Consider the following 17,347-nt stretch of genomic DNA (forward strand, 5'->3'; position numbering starts at 1 on the left):
AAGGTGAGTGCTGATGCTCACTCAGACCGCGACTGGGGATTCCCGCCTTTCCTTCTGGCTGCCCGTGCGACAGTTCGCCGTGCCGCCCACCATGATCGAGACTGCGACCGCCCGCCGCCGTGCCGGGGACTGGGCGGGGGCATGCGCCGCCGCAGGCATCGATGTCGATCTCAACCTGCGTTCCGTGGCGCGTACTTACGGCCACGACCTCGCCGCTCGGATCCGGGCCGATCTCCGCCATCTGGCTCCCGACCTGCTGCGCTGGCACATGCCGAGGATCGCTCCGCACGGGCTGCTGCGCCCGGGCCTGACCATCGCCCTGGCCCGGTACGACACCCAAGGGCGTGACGGCGTAGGCCCGGTGCACCTCGTCGTGCGGACTCCACCGGCCTGGGCGGACGGCGGTCAGCGGATCAGCCTCGCCGTGTGGGCCGCACCGCACGCCGGACCCCGCGTGGGATCTCACGACGGACCGCACGACCGCTCCCACTTCGAGGCCGGTGTCCGACGGCATCCGCACCCCCGTCCCAGCCGCCGCTTCCGCCTCGACCTGCACCGCCATCTGTGGGACGCGCGCAGGACCGATGAGCTGCGCGTGCGGTCCGGGGCCGACCTGGTGCCCGCCGACGGCCGCCCCGAGATCCCGGATCCGCCGGGAATCGCGCTGCGGGGGCGCGGGTGCGCCGTGGATCGCTGGGCGGCCGAGGCGGGGATTCTGCTCCAGGCCCAGGGGCGGACGACCGGTACCGTCGCCGTGCGGCTCGGGGCCCGGGACCGGCTGGTCCTGGACGTGGTCGCGGACAGGGACGGCGTCGGGCCGCCCGGTGTGCGGATCGCGACGGCGCCCACGGACGGCAGCGTCTCCGCGCTGCCCGTGCTGCCCGACGCGGCCACCTGGCTGCCGCCCGACCTGGAACTGATCCGCACCGGTTCGATCGAGGTCGATCGGCTGCATCCGCTGGTCGCCTCGGCTCTGGTACCGGATCACCCGCCGTCCGCTTCCACTCGGGCGCTGGAGCATGGCCCGGCCGGTCGTGCCCGGACATCGGGCCGGGCCGGGCAGCCACGCCTCGTGGACTGCCGGGGAGCCCAGCACCGTATCGCCCTGGTCGACGGGGTGCTGGCGCCGCTGGACCACGACCCGGCCGAGATCCGCAGGGAGGAACTGCTGGTCGCGCTGACCGGTACACCGCTTCCCTGCCTGCGGGCCATCGACGAGGCGCACCGTCGTCCGGACTGCCTCACCGGGGTCCGCGAACGCCTGATCCATGGCGACACCGCCGGTGCGCTGGATGTCGTCGAGGGCCTGCTGGGTCCGGACGCGGTGCTGCGCAGCGGCCCGCTACGGGACGAGCTCGAGGCGGCCGCGCTACGGCGGATCACGTACGGCCTGTTCAGGGCGGGCATGACAGGCCCCGCCCCCGGATCCGGCCGTCTGCTCCCCGGCCTCGACCGCCCCCGTTGGCACCGAGCGCACCCGCGCCACACGGACGCTCGCTGACCCGGGGATCTCCGCCCCCCTGGCCACCGTGCACACCCACCGAGCGCCCGCCGAGCACCTCACCAAGCGCCCATAGAGCACCCACCAAGCACCCACTCACTCGTTCCACCACGACCCAAAGGTGATGAAATATGCCCACATGTACACCGTTTGCTGCGACCGACACTCCTGCCGACCCGGCCCCCGCCTCCCAGATCGACGTAGCCGGCGCGTTGCTGGCGCTGCTGCGTGACTCCGCTACCGAACCGCGTCCCGACATCCAGCTGGAGGCACTGACGCTGGCCGTGGCCGCCGACCTGCCCGTGCTCCTGTGGGGTGAGCCGGGGATCGGCAAGACCGCGGCCCTGACCCAGCTCGCCGCGGCCCTGGACCTTCCGCTGACCACCGTGATCGCCAGCGTGCACGAGCCGTCCGACTTCTCGGGACTTCCCATCGTCGGCGACGACCCCGCGCAGCAGGGTGTCCCGATGGCCCCGCCGGACTGGGCGGTGCGACTGGTACGGGCGGGTCGCGGGCTGCTGTTCCTGGACGAGCTGTCCACCGCGCCACCGGCCGTCCAGGCCGCCCTGCTCCGCCTCGTCCTGGAGCGGCGGATCGGCGCCCTTCAACTGCCGCCCGAGGTCCGGATCGTGGCTGCCGCCAATCCGCGGTCCTCGGCCGCCGACGGTTGGGAGCTGAGCCCGCCGCTGGCCAACCGGTTCGTGCATCTTCAGTGGACCCACGACCACGAGGTCGTGGTGCGCGGCCTCGGGGGGACGTGGCCGCGGGCGACACTGCCCCGGCTCGACCCGGAGCGGTTGCCGCAGGCCGTGGACTTCGCCCGCCGCGCGGTGTGCGGGCTCCTCTCCGCCCGCCCTGGGCTCGTGCACCGGCTGCCCAGCAGCGAGACGCGCCGGGGCGGTCCCTGGCCGTCGCCCCGAAGCTGGGAGATGACCCTGGGCCTCGTCGCCTTCGCCACCGCGGCCGGCTCCTCCCGGGAAGTGCTTTCCCTGCTGGTCAGGGGCACGGTGGGGGACGGTCCTGGGCTGGAACTGCTGGCAAGCCTGGACCGGATGGACCTCCCGGACCCCGAGACGCTGCTCGCCGACCCGGCGGGTGCCGATCTGCCCGAGCGGGGGGACCTCCGCCAAGCCGTGCTCGACGGTGTGGTGGCCGCGGTCCGTGGGCGTCCGGAGAAGTCCCGTTGGGACGCTGCATGGGCGCTCCTGGTGCGGGCGCTGGAGACCGGAGCCCCGGACCTGGTGGTCGTCCCGGCGACCACACTCGCCTCGCTGCGCCAGGAGGACTGGGACGTTCCGGCGGCGATCGAGCGGCTGGCCGGCGCGGTGTCCCTGTCCCGGCGGGCGGACCGGGCGGCGGTCCGCACCGCCGCCGCCACGAAGGCCCGACGATGACCGCGCCCGCACCGGGGACACTGGACCTCGACAAGCTCTTCGCCGCCCGGCTGCACGCCGCCCGGGTCCGGCCCTACCTGGCCACGGCGCTGTTCGCCCTGCACACCGTGGAGTCGCGGCGCGTGCCGACGATGGCCGTCGACCGGCACTGGCGCTGCTACGCCTCGCCGGCGTTCGTGGACCGGACCCCGGTGGAGGAACTGGCCGGGGTGTGGGTGCACGAGGTGTCGCACCTCCTGCGCGACCACCACGGACGCGGGGACAGGGTCGCGCGCGAGCGTGGACTGACCGGCCTGGGGGAACGGCTGCGCATGAACATCGCCGCGGACTGCGAGATCAACGACGACGCGTTCGGCGACGGACTGCTCCGGCCCGAAGGCGCCGTCACGCCACGGTTCTTGAAGCTGCCCGAGGGACAGCTCATGGAGGACTACCTGCGCCAGTTCCGCCTCGGGACGCTCACCCACAGCCTGGCCTGGCTGGACTGCGGAAGCGGCGCCGACGGACTCGAACGGGAGTGGGACCTCGGCCCGGACGGCGCCCACGGCCTCAGCCCGCAGGAACGGGACGCCGTCCGGTTCCGGGTGGCGCAGGGCATCACCGCCCGTCCGGGAGACACCCCGAACGGGTGGCGGCGGTGGGCGGACGAAGCGTTCCACCCGCCGCAGCCCTGGCGCGAGTTGCTGGGCGCGGCGGTCCGCTCGGCGGCCTCGGCCTCCGGCGTGGGGGAGGACTACACGTACGGCCGGCCGTCGCGGCGCTCGGCCGGGGTGCCCGGCGTCGTGCTGCCGAGCCTGCGGCGCAGGCCGCCGCGGGTCTGCGTGGTCATCGACACCTCCGGGTCGGTCAGTGACGCCGAACTGGGCAGCGCTCTCCTCGAGGTCACCGCCATCTCCCGCGCGGTGGGCGGCCGCAGCGACCTGGTCACCGTGGTGCCCTGCGACGCCGCGGCCCCGATCGCGCACGCGCTGTGCCGTGCCGAGGGGATACCGCTGATGGGCGGCGGGGGTACGGACCTGCGCACGGGCTTCGCCAAGGCGCTCCGGGCGCAGCCCCGACCGGACGTCGTCGTGGTCCTGACGGACGGGCAGACACCGTGGCCGGACCGGCCGCCGTGCCGGACGGTGGTGGGTCTGTTCCCCCGGGAACCGGCGGCAGGGTCGGGGGACGAGGACGATCCCGACTACACACCGGACGCACCGCCCGCGTGGGCACGGGTGGTGGCCATCGGGTAGCCCCCGCCGCCCGATGAGCCCGACAGCCTGATGAGCCCGACAAGCCCCGTCGCCCGCCGCGGTCACGGTTTCGTCGTCATGGCTTCGTCGTCATGCCTTGGCGAAGACCACCCACACCTGCCCCTTGGCGAAGTTCATCGGCGCACCGTCGGTGGTCGTGAACTCCGTGCCGTCGCCGGCGGTCGGGCGCTTCCAGTCGACGTCGAAGACCTTGCCGTCGCGCAGTACCTTCGCCGTCCCCGAGCCCACCGTCTCCGTGTACGGCGTGTTGTTGCCGAGGACGTCGTGGTACTTGGAGTTGTGCACCTTCACGTACTGCACGACCACGGTCGCGGGCGCCACCCGCTGCCCGTCCGTCGTCACCGTTGGTGTCCCGTCCATCGACACCAGCCAGCGGTGCTTGCTCGCCGACCAGGCGAAGGTGAAGCGGGCCGCGGGGAAGCGCACCGTGCGCGAGGTCTCCGGGCTGCCGCCCGCCGGGGCGGCACCGAAGTGGAACCCGGTGGTGAGGGCGGCGGCCCCCGGCGCGGAACGCATGAGCTGCTTCGGGTGCAGGAAGAGGTTGTGGGGGGCGACCTTGGAGGCACTGCGGTAATACGCGCTGGAGCCCTGATCGGCCGACACCGCACGCAGGGGTGCCTTGGCGATGACCGGCAGCAGTTTGTGCTGGGCACCCGAGAAGGCGAGCGTCGGCTTGTCGAACTGGCGCAGCAGCTCCAGGTCCGACTCGCGCGCACTGCGCACCGGCCCGACGGCCGTGGGCAGCTTGCTCGCGTAGATGGCCATCAGCCGGCTCAGACCGCCCTCGACCTGCTCCGCGTAGACGACGTCCGCCGCGTCGAGACCCGTCTGAGGGCGCGCCGCGCTCACATTGTCGATCTTCACGGCGAGTACGGGACCGGCGCCGGCGGTACTGGAGGGGCTCTGAGCCGGCCCCGTCTCCTGCCCTTGGCTGAAGCTCGGCGCCGGGGCGCGTCCGTCGTCGGTGGCGCTACTGCCCGAGGAGCAGCCCGTCATCAGTGAGCCCGCCGCGGCGACGGTCAGCAGCGCCGCCGTCATCGCGCCGCACCGCGTCCGCGCCATCTGTCGCATGCTCAACGTGCCACCCTGTCCCGTGCCATCGATTGTGCGCTCACAGGTTCGTCGGTGGCCATACCCGCTCACTTCTGTTCGCGTGTGTCGAGTTGGGCCGATCAGCCCACTTGTTGGACCGATCGGGCCGCGGGTCGGTTGTGCGGGTGACGGCGTCAGTTCTGCGGGCCGAGGATCTCCGCGAGGTCGTACCCGACGGGCTCGTCCAACTGGCTGTACGTGCAGCTCTCCGCGGTCCGGTCCGGGCGCCAGCGGCGGAAGCGGGCCGTGTGCCGGAACCGCACGCCGTTCTCCATGTGGTCGTACGCCACCTCCGCCACGCGCTCGGGCCGCAGCGGCACCCAGGAGAAGTCCTTCTTCGTCGACCACCGGCTGGGCGCGCCCGGCAGTCGCGCGGACTCGTGCGCCGACTCCTGCGACCAGGCCGCCCAGGGATGCCGCTCGACGTCCTCCATACGCAGCGGCTCCAGCTCCTCCACCAGCTGTGCCCGCTGTTTCATCGGGAAGGCGGCGCTCACCCCCACGTGCTGGAGGGTGCCCCCGTCGTCGTACAGACCGAGCAGCAGGGAACCGACGACGGGCCCGCTCTTGTGGAGGCGGTACCCCGCGACGACGACGTCCGCGGTGCGCTCGTGCTTGATCTTGAACATGGCCCGCTCGTCCTGCCGGTAGCGCAGGTTGAGCGGCTTGGCGATGACCCCGTCGAGGCCCGCGCCCTCGTACTGCTCGAACCACCGCTGCGCCACCTCGCGGTCCGTGGTCGCCGGAGCCACGTGAACCGGGGCCGTCACCCCGGACAGCGCCGTCGTCAGCAGGGCCCGCCGGTCGCCGAGGGCCACGTCGAGCAGCGACTCGTCGGCCAATGCCAGCAGATCGAAGGCCACGAAGGAGGCGGGAGTCTTCTCCGCCAGCATCCGCACCCGGGAGTCCGCGGGATGGATGCGCTCGGTGAGCGCGTCGAAGTCGAGCCGGCCCTCCCTGGCGATCACGATCTCGCCGTCCATCACACACCGCTCCGGCAGCCGCTCCCGCAACGCCGCCACCAGCTCGGGGAAGTACCTGGTCAGCGTCTTGCCGGTACGACTGCCGAGCTCGACCTCGTCGCCGTCGCGGAACACGATCGCGCGGAACCCGTCCCACTTCGCCTCGTACTGCATGTCCGGCGGGATCTTCGCCACGGACTTGGCGAGCATCGGCTTCACGGGCGGCATCACCGGCAATTCCATGCTTCGATTCTGCGGCGACACGATGCCTTTCGCCCGGTGTGCGAGCTGTGCGGGCTGGGCCTACCGTGGCTCGCATGGCCGATGCGGTGGAACTCGACGCAGCCGGGAGGACCGTACGTCTGTCCAGCCCGGGCAGGATCTTCTTTCCGGAGCGCGGCTTCACGAAGCTGGACCTCGCCCAGTACTACCTGTCCGTCGGCGAGGGCATCCTGCGCGCCCTGCGCAACCGCCCCACCACCCTGGAGCGGTACCCGGAGGGCGTCACGGGCGAGAGCTTCTTCCAGAAGCGGGCGCCCAAGAACATGCCCGTCTGGATCCCGACCGCGCACATCACCTTTCCCAGCGGGCGCACCGCCGACGAGATGTGCCCCACCGAGGTCGCGGCCGTGGTGTGGGCCGCGCAGTACGGCACCCTCACCTTCCACCCGTGGCCGGTGCGCCGCGACGACGTCGACCACCCCGACGAACTCCGCATCGACCTCGACCCACAGCCGGGCACGGACTACGAGGACGCCGTGCGCGCCGCCCACGAGCTGCGCGAGGTCCTGCACGAGTACGGCGATCTGCGCGGCTGGCCCAAGACGTCCGGCGGGCGAGGGCTGCACGTCTTCGTCCCGATCGCGCCGCGCTGGACCTTCACCCAGGTCCGCCGGGCCGCGATCGCAGCCGGGCGCGAACTCGAACGCCGGATGCCCGACCAGGTGACCACCGCCTGGTGGAAGGAGGAACGCGGCGAGAAGATCTTCGTCGACTACAACCAGACCGCGCGGGACCGCACGATCGCCTCCGCCTATTCGGTACGGCCCCGCCCGCACGCCCCCGTCTCCGCACCCCTGCGCTGGGACGAGGTGGCCGAAGCGCGTCCCCGGGACTTCGACCTGGCGACCATGCCCAAGCGCTTCGCCGAACTCGGCGATGTGCACGCCGACATGGACGACCACGCCTTCTCCCTCGAAGCGCTCCTGGAGCTGGCCAGCCGCGACGAACACGACCACGGTCTCGGGGACCTGCCGTATCCCCCCGAGTACCCGAAGATGCCGGGCGAGCCCAAACGGGTACAACCGAGCCGAGCCAAGCGCGAGGACGGCTAGGCCCTGTCCGGCGCCTCCGGTCGGCAGTCCCGCAGCGGCCCGGTGGACGTCGGCCGGGGAGCGCTCTCCATGCGTGCGGCCCGGGGCTATCCTTCTTGGCAACCGCCGAGGAGGAGCCCTGAGGTGACCGAGACAGCGTCGCGCCCCACGCTGGAGGCCGTGGCCGCGCGAGCCGGGGTCTCACGGGCCACCGCCTCGCGCGTCGTCAACGGCGGCGACGGAGTGCGCGAACCACTCGTCGAGCGGGTCAGACGGGCCGTCGAGGAGCTCGGCTACGTCCCCAACCAGGCCGCCCGAAGCCTGGTCACCCGGCGCCACGACGCCGTCGCCGTCGTCATCGCCGAACCGGAGACCAGGGTCTTCGCCGACCCCTTCTTCGCCCTCCAGCTCCGCGGCATCAGCAAGGAGTTGACCGCGCACGACTCGCAGCTCGTGCTGCTGCTCACCGAGGGCCGCGACGACCACGCGCGCGTCGGCCGGTATCTCGCCGGCGGCCATGTCGACGGCGCGCTCGTCTTCTCGCTGCACCTCGACGACCCCCTGCCGGAGCTGATCCACGGCGCGGGCGTGCCGACCGTGTTCGGCGGGCGACCCGACTGGGGCGACGGCGCGCGGCGGGCCGTCTACGTCGACAGCGACAACCGGGGCGGCGCCCGCGAGGCCGTACGCCATCTCGTCGGACTCGGCCGCACCCGCGTCGCGCACATCACCGGCGCCCTCGACCAGACCTCCGCCGTCGACCGGCTCGACGGCTTCCGGGACGTCATGGGCGACGCCGATCCGCGGCTCGTCGTCGAGGGCGACTTCACGCCCGCGGGCGGCGAGCGTGCGATGCGGGAGCTGCTGGAGCGCTGCCCGGACGTCGACGCGGTGTTCGCGGCGAACGACCTGACGGCCTCGGGAGTCCTGCGGGTGCTGCGCGAGCGGGGGCGGCGGGTGCCGGACGACGTCGCCGTGATCGGGTTCGACGACATGCTGCCGGTCGCCGAACAGACGGACCCACCCCTCACGACGGTCCGTCAGGACATAGAGGAAATGGGCCGGTTGATGGCCCGACTGCTGCTGCGGGACCTCGATCGCCGGGCGGGCAAGCAGGGGGCGGACGGTGGCCCGGCCGGCGTGGTGCTGCCGACGACGTTGGTGCGACGGGTTTCCGCGTAGGACCGTCCCTGTGGTGCGCCCACCCGCTCGGGTTCGCCTCCGTTCCGTGTCGTCAGTCCCGGTGCGGTCCCAAGTTGCCCAGGAACGTGCCGAGTTGGGGCGGGGTGAGTGACGGCTCGGGCAGCGGGGCGGCCGTGGGGGAGGCGCGCAGTCCGTCGAGGAGGAGGGCGAGGGGGCGGCGCCAGGCGTCCGGGGCGGTGCCCGTGAGGGCCGGGACGGCGCGGCCGAGTACGGCCAGCGCGACGAGGAGGTCCTCGGTGGTGAGATCGTTGCGAACCGTGCCCTGTTCGCGGCCGCGGCGCAGGAGCACCTCCACCGTCTCCCGGTTGTGGGCGTGCACGGAGTCGAGGGAGTGGACGCCCTCCAGATGGGTGGTCATCAGATCGTTGGCACCGCGGTCGGTGGCGAGGCCCTCGAAGACCTCTTCGACGTATCCCAGCAGACCCGCCCAGGCGTCCTCGGCGGTCCGGGCCCGGTCTCCGGCGTCCATGGTCTGCGTGAGCGAGTCGCTGAAGACCGCGTCGACCAGCGCGGCGCGGTTGGGGAAGTGCCGGTAGAGCGTGGCGTTTCCGACACCGGCCCGGCGTGCGATCACATCGAGCGGCGCGTCCAGGCCCTGCGCGGCGAACACCTCGCGAGCCGCCTCGACCAGCAGCTCGCGGTTGCGCCGCGCGTCGCGCCGCCGCACCGGATCGGGCCCGTTCACGTCGACCTTCATCATGTCGCCTCTCGGAAGTTCCGGGGAGTACTCCCCGGAACTGATGGTATCGTCGAATCGAGAACTGGGGAGTAATCCCCGTTTTCCGGACAGGGCGCAGCAGAGCACGGCAGGGCGGGGCAGGACTGGAGAGGGGGCCGGTGGGGCCCACGTGCGGGAGCCCCACCGGCCTCGCTCGTAGGCTCAGCTCTCCCGAGCCGCGCTCTTGATGACCGCGAAGCGTGCCCCGTACGGGTCGGCGAGCTTCGCCATGCGGCCGACGCCCTCCAGGTCCGTGGCGGGCATCCGGACCGTGCCGCCCAACTCCTGGGCCTTGCTGACGGTGGCGTCCGTGTCGGTGACCTCGAAGTACGGCAGCCAGTACGCGCCCGACTGGGCCTCGGTCGGGTCGTCGGCCAGCGGGACGACGCCGCCGAACATGTCCGACTCCTCCGCCCCGGCGGGGTTGATACAGGTGTACGTGCCGCCGGGGAACGGAGTGGCCGAGGTCTCCCAGCCGAACACGGAGTTGTAGAACGCGGCGGCCGCCGGCTCGTCCGGGGTGTAGAGCTCGACCCAGCACAGCGAACCCGGGTCACCCGCCACGTCGATGCCCTTGGTCAGGCCCGGCTGCCAGATGCCGAAGGGCACACCTGCCTCGTCCCCGAGAATCGCCATGTGACCCTGGCTCATGACATCCATGGGCTGGACGATCACACTGCCGCCGGCCTGCTCGGCCGCCTTGGCCGTGGCCTGCGCGTCGGGGCTCTGGAAGTACACCGTCCAGGAGGGCGGGCCCTGCTCCTCGGTGGTCTGCATACCGCCCGCGGCGGTCTTTCCGGCGAGCTGGAAGAAGCCGTAGCCGCCGGCGTCGGGCCCTGCCGACTGGAACTGCCAGCCGAAGAGGCCGCCATAGAAGGATGAGGCGCCTTCGATGTCGGGGGTGCCGACATCGAGCCAGTTCGGAGCGCCGGTGACAAAACGGGTGGTGAGCATGTTGTGCCCTCCTTTGAGGGGTCCCGTTGCCTGTAGTGCCGAGTCTGGCACCGCCCACTGACAATCGCCGCCAGGACTCCCACCGCGGGCAGGAGAGACCATTGCGATTACCCTGGGTGATCGATTATGTTTGTTTTGTTTTCATACTTTGCGGCGAGCCGCCTGGTACCTCGGAACGTGGCGTTGATCCCACGTTGATCGAACGTTTTTCGCCGCGCGGCACGATCCTCCACATGCACACCGACACCATGACCCCGGCCGACTCCGCCTGGCAGGAGCAGGCGTTGTGCGCGCAGACCGGGGCCGATTTCTTCTTTCCCGAGCCGGGCAGCTCGGTGCGTGAGGCAAAGCGCATCTGCGGGATGTGCGAGATGCGCTCCGCCTGCCTGGAGTACGCGCTGAACAACGACGAACGCTTCGGCGTCTGGGGCGGCCTGTCCGAGAAGGAACGACTCAGCCTCCGGCGCTCGGACCAGAACTGACCCTTACGACGCCGAGACCGGCCCCGACAACGCCGAGACCGGCCCCTACGACGCCGGGCCCCGCGCCGGACGCCGTGAACAGCCGCGTCCGGGCGGCGCCTTGCCCCGGTCCGGGGCCCTGCCGTAATTCGGTGGGGCGATCCGGTGGTGGTGGCTAGGCTCGCCGTGGCGCACCCGGGCGTAGAGCAGAGGCAGACTCGCCGCCTTGGCAAGGCGGATACGCCGGTTCGAATCCGGTCGTCCGGGCTGCGTCCGGCCGGAATGGATTGCGACAGCAGGGTCCTGTAGAGCAGAGGCAGACTCGCCGCCCTCTCAAGGCGGATACGCCGGTTCGAATCCGGTCAGGACCACGGCGGCGCACACGCGGGGCGGGGACACATGGGTGACGGCGGTGCGATCACACAGGACGAACTGGCGGCGTTCCACCGTACGGTCGGCAAGCTGCGGGCGCTGCCCGTCGACGACCCGGTGAGGCTGCGCGCCGAACAGGTCGCCGCGTCCTTCGCGAGAGACGGTCGCGTGCGCAGGCGCAAGGTGCGCGGCGCCGAACTCTCCGCCGCCGACGCGGCCGTGATGGCCGCGACCGCGACGGGAGCGCTCGACCGGCGGGAGGACGCACCGCTCGACCGTCCCGGGGGCGGGGGCGTCTTCGTGAAGCCCCGCTCCTGCTATGTCTGCAAGACGCCCTATCGACAGGTCGACGCCTTCTACCACCGGCTGTGCCCGGACTGCGCCGCCGACAACACCGCCCGGCGTGCGCTCACCACCGACCTGAGCGGCCGTCGCGTGCTGCTCACCGGAGGCCGGGTCAAGATCGGCTTCCAGCTGGCCCTGATGATGCTGCGCGACGGCGCCGAACTCCTGGTCACCAGCCGCTTTCCGCACGACACCAGGCGTCGCTTCCGCGCCGAACCGGGCAGCGCGAAGTGGCTGGACCGGCTGACGGTGCTGGCGGTGGATCTCCGTGATCCGCGCCAGGTGCTGGGAATCTGCGAGCAATTGAGGCAGGAGGGCGAGCCCCTCGACATCCTGGTCAACAACGCCGCGCAGACGGTACGGCGGCCCGCCGACTCGTACGCGCTGCTGGCCGCCGGGGAGCGCGCCGGACTACCCGAAGGGGCCCGGGAGGCACCGGGATTCACACCGATGCGGGCGCTGGCCGGTGGTGGTCCCTCGGCGCTCCCCGCGGCGCTGCGGGAGGCCGACGAGGCGGGGCTGCTGCCGGACCCCTCCCCGGAGAACTCCTGGTCGGCCCGGCTGGGCGCACTCGACCCGGCCGAGGTCCTGGAGACCCAGTTGGTCAACGCGCTCGCCCCGGCACTGCTCTGCGACCGGCTGCTGCCCCTGCTGCTCGCCTCACCCCACCCGCGGCGCTATGTGGTCAACGTGACCGCCGTCGAGGGCCGCTTCGCCGTACGCAACAAGACGGCCGGCCACCCGCACACCAACATGGCCAAGGCCGCCCTCAACATGCTCACGCGCACCAGCGCCGCCGAACTCGCCGAAGAGGGCGTGCACATGTGCGCCGTCGACACCGGCTGGATCACCGACGAGAATCCCGCTCCCAAGAAGGAGCGGATGGCGGGCGCGGGGTTCCGCACCCCCCTCGACATCGTGGACGGAGCGGCCCGGGTGTACGACCCGATCGTGCGGGGCGAGGCGGGCGCACCCGTGTCCGGGGTGTTCCTCAAGGACTACCGGGAGGCGGAATGGTGACCGAGCCGGAGCGGAAGCCGGACCCGCGGTTCGCGGGCGTACCGCCGGTCGCACCCCGCCCTTTGGCCGAACTCGCCCCGCTGCTCGACTGGTTGCGCGACGGCCGTCCGGCCGGCGAGCGGCTGGACTTCACGGCCGGTACGGCGCTGCCCGACGGGCGCCTCGACCTGTGCAAGCAGGGGCTCGGAGCGCGGGGCGCGGCGCTGGTCGCCGAGGCCCTCTCCGAGATGGCGGGCGTCTCGGACAGGCCCTCTCCCGTACGGCATTTGCTGCTCGGCACCGACGGGCTCGGCGACGAGGGTGCCGCCGCGGTCGCCGCGCGTGCCGAGGTCGAGACGCTGTACCTCGGCTGCAACGGGATCACCGCCGGCGGCGCCTGCCGCATCGCCGACAACCTGCGCGCCTCGCCGCGGGTCGTCACGGGCGTCTGGCTCAAACGCAACCCGCTGGGCAGCGGGGGAGGGCGGGCCGCGGCCGAACTCGTCGAGGCCGCCCGGTCGTTGCGCACACTGGACCTCGTGCAGACCGGGCTCGACGCGACGGGCGCCGTCGTCCTGGCCGACGCCCTCCTCGCCGCGACGGAGAACGGCCGCCGCGTCGAGCGGCTGTTCGTGGGCGGCAATCCGCTCGGCGCGGCGGGCGCGGTGCCGCTGTCCGTGCTCATCGCCGAGGGCGCGGTCGACGAACTCTACGTATCCGCGGCAGGGTTGGGCGACGCGGGCGCGCAGCGTCTCGCCGACGCGCTGGCGCGGGCACCGCACGGACGGCTCACCCGGCTCTCCGTCGCCAGCAACGGCATCGGGCCGAGCGCCGCCGCCCGGCTGGTGGCGGCGGCGACCGCGGCGGGGGTCACCCTGCTCGACCTCGGGCGGGTGCGGGCGGCCGCGGTGCTCGGCGCCGCCGACAACCGCGTCGACCTCGTAGCGGCCACCGACATCGCGCACACCCTCGCGAGCGCCGAACACCGCCTCACCCACCTCGTCCTCGCCCACACCGGCATGCGCAGCCGCGAGGCCCACCGCCTCCTCGACACCGCCCCGCGCGCAGCGACCACCACCCGGTTCGTACTGGGGCATTCCATCGCGACCAGTGTGAAGCGGCGCCTGAACGCGCTCAGCGCGCACCTCCCGATGCCGTCGGTCCCGGCCGACGTCGCCGCCGTACGCAGCGTCCACCGCACGGTGCCGCTACGCTCGGACTCAAGGGCGGGGCCGTAGCGCAGAGGCAGGCGCACCTGGTCTCCAAAACCGGAACACGCTGGTTCGAATCCAGCCGCCCCGCCCCCTTTCCCCTCAGGGTTTCCGACGCCGGCCCCGGCTCGCCGGGGCGCACCGGGAAACCAGTACGCCGCGCGCGCTTCAGCAGGCACAATCCCCGCATGGATCGCACCCCGCAGCGGCACGCCGAAAGTCTGCTCAACGCCCTCGACCCGCTGCCCTTCCCCCAGCGCATGCGCGAACTCGCCCTGCGGGTGAAGGAGCAGGCCCCGCTGCGGCCCGTGCTGGAAGAACTCGAATCCCGCGGACCGTACGAACGGGGGATCGCCGTCGTCGCGGCCGCCGTCGGCCGCGACACCGAGTGGATCGCGGACCGCATCGCCGACCCGGACGCCTTCGTGCGCGGACACGCCCTCCAGGTCGCGGACAGCCTCCAAGTGCCCGACTCCGCCTACGAGTCGGCGCTCGCCGACGCCCCGGAGGCGGTCCGCAGGCAGCTGTTGCGCGCGATCGTCGCGGGACGGCGCACGGCACTGGCCGACCGGCTGCTGCCGGGGCTGCGGCGGGACTGGGGCGACGCCGAGGCGGCCCGTCTGCTGCCGGGCTGCGCGCCTCAGACGGTCGCCCGGTTGCTGCCCGAACTCTTCCACGCCGTCACCGGCTGGAAGTCCCTCGCCAAGCGGCATCCCGGCACCCTTCTCGATGTCGCCGAAGGCGAGCTGGCGGCGCTCCCCGAGGCCCTGCGGGACACCTGGTGGGGCCGGTACGCCCAGGGCGTGGCCGCCACGGTCGCGACGCAGCCCCTGCGCGTGCTCGACCTTCTCGAACGCTTCGGGCCCGCCACCCTGCCCCTCCCGCTGCACGACCACTTCCCGCGGTTCGCGGCGGCCGACCCGAGCCGGCTGCTGCGCCTGCTGCTCACCCCCACCGGATTCGCCGCGCGCCGCTACCGGGCCCTGAGGCCCACCGTGCTGCGCAGGCTGGCCCGTTCCGACGCACCCGAACTCCTGGCATTCAGCAGGGTCCTGGCAGACTGGGGTGATCTCGCGCCGCTCGTCAAGGCGCTGCCGCTGGCGCGACGCCACGCCTTCTACCGGGCCGCGCTGGAAGGCCGAGGAGCCGGACACGCCACCATCGACGTGTTCATCCTCGCGGTGCTGCCACGCAGCTGTGTCGCCGAAGAGGCCCGACGCATGGCGGCCGTCGCACGCGAGCACGGCGCCCGCTGGAACTCCCTGCTGCTCGCCGAGTCCTTCCTGCCCGTCGCGGAAGCACGCGAACGGCTCGTCGAGGCCACCCGCCGCCCGGCCGCCGAAGACCGCGCCGAGGCCTGGCCGTTGCTTATCCGCAACGCCGCCCGCTCCGGTGACCACGCGGCCGTCACCTCCGTCCTGGAGGAGATGGCCCGGCTGCGCAACGAACACGACCCGGTGCGCTCGGCCGCGCTCGGCGCACTGGCCGGGGTGCGGCCCGCGCTGTTCACCGAGGACGCCGAGCCGCACCTCGACCGCATCACCGCGGATGCCGTCGAGGCCCGCGACTCCTCGCCCGCCACCCGGCAGAACCTCAGCGACCTCGCCCTGTCCGTACTGCGCGAGCACGCGGCGGGCGGACGGCGTGAGCTGGTGAACTGGGCCCTGCGCACCCTGGTCCGGATATCCGGCAACACTGGTGGCGCCGACCTCGGCCGTCTCGACACGGTCCTGCGGCGCGGCCAGGAGCACCAGGTGTACGAGGCCCTGCGCCCCTGGATCGAGGCGGGCGCCGAAAGGGCCGACTACAGCCTCGCCTTCACGCTCGCCCGCGCGGTCGGGCGCCGCGCCGCCGGCATGCCCGAACTGCAGGAACTCCTTTGGCAGGCCATCCGGTACGGCAATGACGCGACCATGCGCCGTGCGATCGAACTGTGGCTCGAGCCCGCCGCGACCCGCGACGAACGGGTGGCCCGTGTCCTCGCGTTCGAACCGTCCGCGGGCGCGCTGTGGCCGGTCCTGGGGATCGTCACCCGACGCCGCACCGACCTGCTGGACCCGCTGCTCGCCGAGACTCCTCCGTACGGCCGCTTTCTGACCAAGGGCGCCCCCTGGACCGTACCGGTGGACCGCGACGTACGGCGCTGGGTGCCACGCCAACAGCGCGCGGTGGCACGACAGTTGGCGGACCAGGCCGAGGACGCCGCGCTGCCGCTCTTCGAGCGGGCCGCCGCCGTCGCGCAGGCCGCCCTCGTCCCGGGCAGCGGTACCGATCTCGTACGCCACTGGACCGGGTCCCCGGACGTGCTGCTCGCCGAGGCGGCGCTCGCCGCACTCGCCCGTACGGACCGGCCCGCCGACGCGCTGCCCGAGCTGCTGGCGCACGCGGATGGCGAGCGGGCGCGGGTCGCGGTCTACGCGGCCACGCAGGCCTCCCGGTACGCGGCACCCTCGCTCCTGGCCGCGCAGTTGCGCGCGGTGCTCTTCGCGCCGCGCGCCAAGGTGACCAGCCGCAAGGAGGCCGCCCGGCTCGCCGCCGTACGGCTCCCGATGCCACGGGCGGCCGCGCTGCTGACCGAGGCGTATGCGGCGCCGGGCACCCATGTCGACGTCCGCGCCGCCATCGTGGCCTTCGCGGGCGGTCTGCTCGCCGAGGAACCGGTCTGGGGACTGCTGCGCGACGCCGCGGGCGCCGAGCCGGAACTGCGCACCGCGATCTTGCACGTCACCCCGCTGGACCTGCCCGAGCCCCAACGCGAGCGGTACGCCGGGCTGGTTCGCGAGGTGTCGTCCACCGAAGACCCCGAGACCGCCACCCTCGCCTTCGACGCCCTGGCCCGCTGGGCGCCCTGGTCCCCCGAGTCGCCGACGGTCCTCGCCGACGCCGTCACCGATCTGACGGGACGCATCAGCTGGCACGCGGCGGCCAATGGTCTGGTGACCGCGGCGGCGGGCTCACCACGCGGCGGCCGAGGCCTTCAGCAGGCGCTGCGGACGTTGGCGGAGGCGGAGACGGCCGCCGCGACGGAGGAGATCGGCCGCGCCGATGCCGGCGAGCGTCGCGACCGACCGGCCAGGCGGCGCGTCGACCACCTCGTCGTGTACCTCGCCCAGCGGGCCAGAACGGCCCCGCGGCCCATCCGGCCGGCGGCCCTCGCCGCCGGCGAGCTGCTCGCCGGGTACGACGCCTTCGTACCGCAGGCGGCCGCGATCACGGCGTTCCACCTCGACCTGGACGGGGAACCGGGGGATCTGGAGCGCCTGGCCGCTCTCACCGAGGGACGCCCGGCGCTGGCCGCACGGACGGCCCAGGAACTCGGGGAGCGACTGCGACGGCGGGCACACGAGGGGGATCCCGACGTCCTGCTGGAGGTGGTGCGGCGGCTGGGCGCGCACGGCGGGCACGGCGAGGGGCTGCTCGCGGCGGCCGTCACCGGGGCGATCGGCGCCCGCACGGGCTGGGCCGCGCCCTGGCGGGAGCAGCTGAGAGCACTGCGCCGCCACCCGGTGGCCGACGTGCGGGACGCGGCGCTCGACCAGGTGACGGCGTACGAGTGAGGCGGTTTC

13 protein-coding genes and 3 tRNA genes are annotated in these 17,347 nt (G+C 73.0%); 12 read left to right on the forward strand and 4 right to left on the reverse strand.

All coding sequences use genetic code 11. From position 1 onward, the window contains the following. The first annotated feature begins 13 nt into the window (after nt 1–13). The 3 genes from OG798_RS44060 to OG798_RS44070 all read left to right on the forward strand — a co-directional run bounded on the left by OG798_RS44060 (nt 14) and on the right by OG798_RS44070 (nt 4,130). A complete protein-coding gene (locus OG798_RS44060) occupies nt 14–1,501 on the forward strand; it encodes a hypothetical protein (protein ID WP_328758887.1) in 1,488 nt (495 codons plus the stop codon). A gap of 131 nt (nt 1,502–1,632) precedes the next feature. Further along, the gene (locus tag OG798_RS44065) at nt 1,633–2,895 is read left to right on the forward strand and encodes an AAA family ATPase (protein ID WP_121414239.1); all 1,263 of its coding nucleotides are present in this window, start codon (nt 1,633–1,635) and stop codon (nt 2,893–2,895) included. After that, entirely contained in the window at nt 2,892–4,130 is a 1,239-nt protein-coding gene (locus OG798_RS44070; RefSeq protein WP_328758888.1) for a vWA domain-containing protein, read from the forward strand. Before OG798_RS44065 ends, OG798_RS44070 begins: the two co-directional genes overlap by 4 nt. A gap of 90 nt (nt 4,131–4,220) precedes the next feature. Here the strand turns inward: OG798_RS44070 and OG798_RS44075 are convergent, their stop codons facing one another. Continuing rightward, nucleotides 4,221–5,222: a DUF3048 domain-containing protein gene (locus tag OG798_RS44075; RefSeq protein ID WP_435864008.1), complete on the reverse strand. Its 1,002-nt coding sequence runs from the start codon at nt 5,220–5,222 to the stop codon at nt 4,221–4,223. A 155-nt stretch (nt 5,223–5,377) separates the two neighbouring features. Further along, nucleotides 5,378–6,448 (reverse strand): ATP-dependent DNA ligase, encoded by a 1,071-nt coding sequence (locus OG798_RS44080; protein WP_095851383.1) that lies wholly within the window; start codon nt 6,446–6,448, stop codon nt 5,378–5,380. Nucleotides 6,449–6,522: 74 nt separating this feature from the next. Between OG798_RS44080 and ligD the strand changes: the two genes are divergently transcribed. Together ligD and OG798_RS44090 are read left to right on the forward strand one after the other, a co-directional pair. Next, nucleotides 6,523–7,539, forward strand: a complete 1,017-nt coding sequence (gene ligD, locus OG798_RS44085; protein WP_121414237.1) for a non-homologous end-joining DNA ligase — start codon at nt 6,523–6,525, stop codon at nt 7,537–7,539. 123 nt (nt 7,540–7,662) lie between these two features. Next, complete coding sequence (locus OG798_RS44090; protein WP_095851382.1) at nt 7,663–8,700, forward strand: LacI family DNA-binding transcriptional regulator; 1,038 nt, start codon at nt 7,663–7,665, stop codon at nt 8,698–8,700. Nucleotides 8,701–8,752: 52 nt separating this feature from the next. On the opposite strand, the gene OG798_RS44095 is transcribed toward OG798_RS44090, so the two are convergent. Together OG798_RS44095 and OG798_RS44100 are read right to left on the reverse strand one after the other, a co-directional pair. After that, nucleotides 8,753–9,418, reverse strand: coding sequence for a TetR/AcrR family transcriptional regulator (locus tag OG798_RS44095; protein ID WP_328760157.1), 666 nt, complete (start codon nt 9,416–9,418; stop codon nt 8,753–8,755). Nucleotides 9,419–9,601: 183 nt separating this feature from the next. Further along, on the reverse strand, nt 9,602–10,393 hold the full coding sequence (locus OG798_RS44100) for a VOC family protein (protein ID WP_097223940.1): 792 nt from the start codon (nt 10,391–10,393) through the stop codon (nt 9,602–9,604). 233 nt (nt 10,394–10,626) lie between these two features. On the opposite strand from OG798_RS44100, the gene OG798_RS44105 reads away from it, so the two are divergent. The 7 genes from OG798_RS44105 to OG798_RS44135 all read left to right on the forward strand — a co-directional run bounded on the left by OG798_RS44105 (nt 10,627) and on the right by OG798_RS44135 (nt 17,338). Next, a complete protein-coding gene (locus tag OG798_RS44105) occupies nt 10,627–10,875 on the forward strand; it encodes a WhiB family transcriptional regulator (RefSeq protein WP_179436804.1) in 249 nt (82 codons plus the stop codon). Between the two features lie 174 nt (nt 10,876–11,049). After that, nucleotides 11,050–11,121 (forward strand) — tRNA-Ala (locus OG798_RS44110). A 32-nt stretch (nt 11,122–11,153) separates the two neighbouring features. After that, nucleotides 11,154–11,225, forward strand: a tRNA-Glu gene (locus OG798_RS44115). A gap of 28 nt (nt 11,226–11,253) precedes the next feature. After that, on the forward strand, nt 11,254–12,591 hold the full coding sequence (locus OG798_RS44120; RefSeq protein WP_328758889.1) for an SDR family oxidoreductase: 1,338 nt from the start codon (nt 11,254–11,256) through the stop codon (nt 12,589–12,591). After that, nucleotides 12,585–13,808 carry a ribonuclease inhibitor gene (locus OG798_RS44125; protein WP_328758890.1) on the forward strand — a complete coding sequence of 408 codons (1,224 nt, stop codon included), beginning with the start codon at nt 12,585–12,587 and terminating at the stop codon, nt 13,806–13,808. Before OG798_RS44120 ends, OG798_RS44125 begins: the two co-directional genes overlap by 7 nt. Then, nucleotides 13,797–13,873 (forward strand) — tRNA-Trp (locus OG798_RS44130). Before OG798_RS44125 ends, OG798_RS44130 begins: the two co-directional genes overlap by 12 nt. A 96-nt stretch (nt 13,874–13,969) precedes the next feature. Further along, on the forward strand, nt 13,970–17,338 hold the full coding sequence (locus OG798_RS44135; protein WP_328758891.1) for a hypothetical protein: 3,369 nt from the start codon (nt 13,970–13,972) through the stop codon (nt 17,336–17,338). Nucleotides 17,339–17,347 lie beyond the last annotated feature (9 nt).

This window comes from Streptomyces sp. NBC_00271 (assembly GCF_036178845.1).
In the GTDB taxonomy this organism is placed as follows: Bacteria; Actinomycetota; Actinomycetes; order Streptomycetales; family Streptomycetaceae; genus Streptomyces.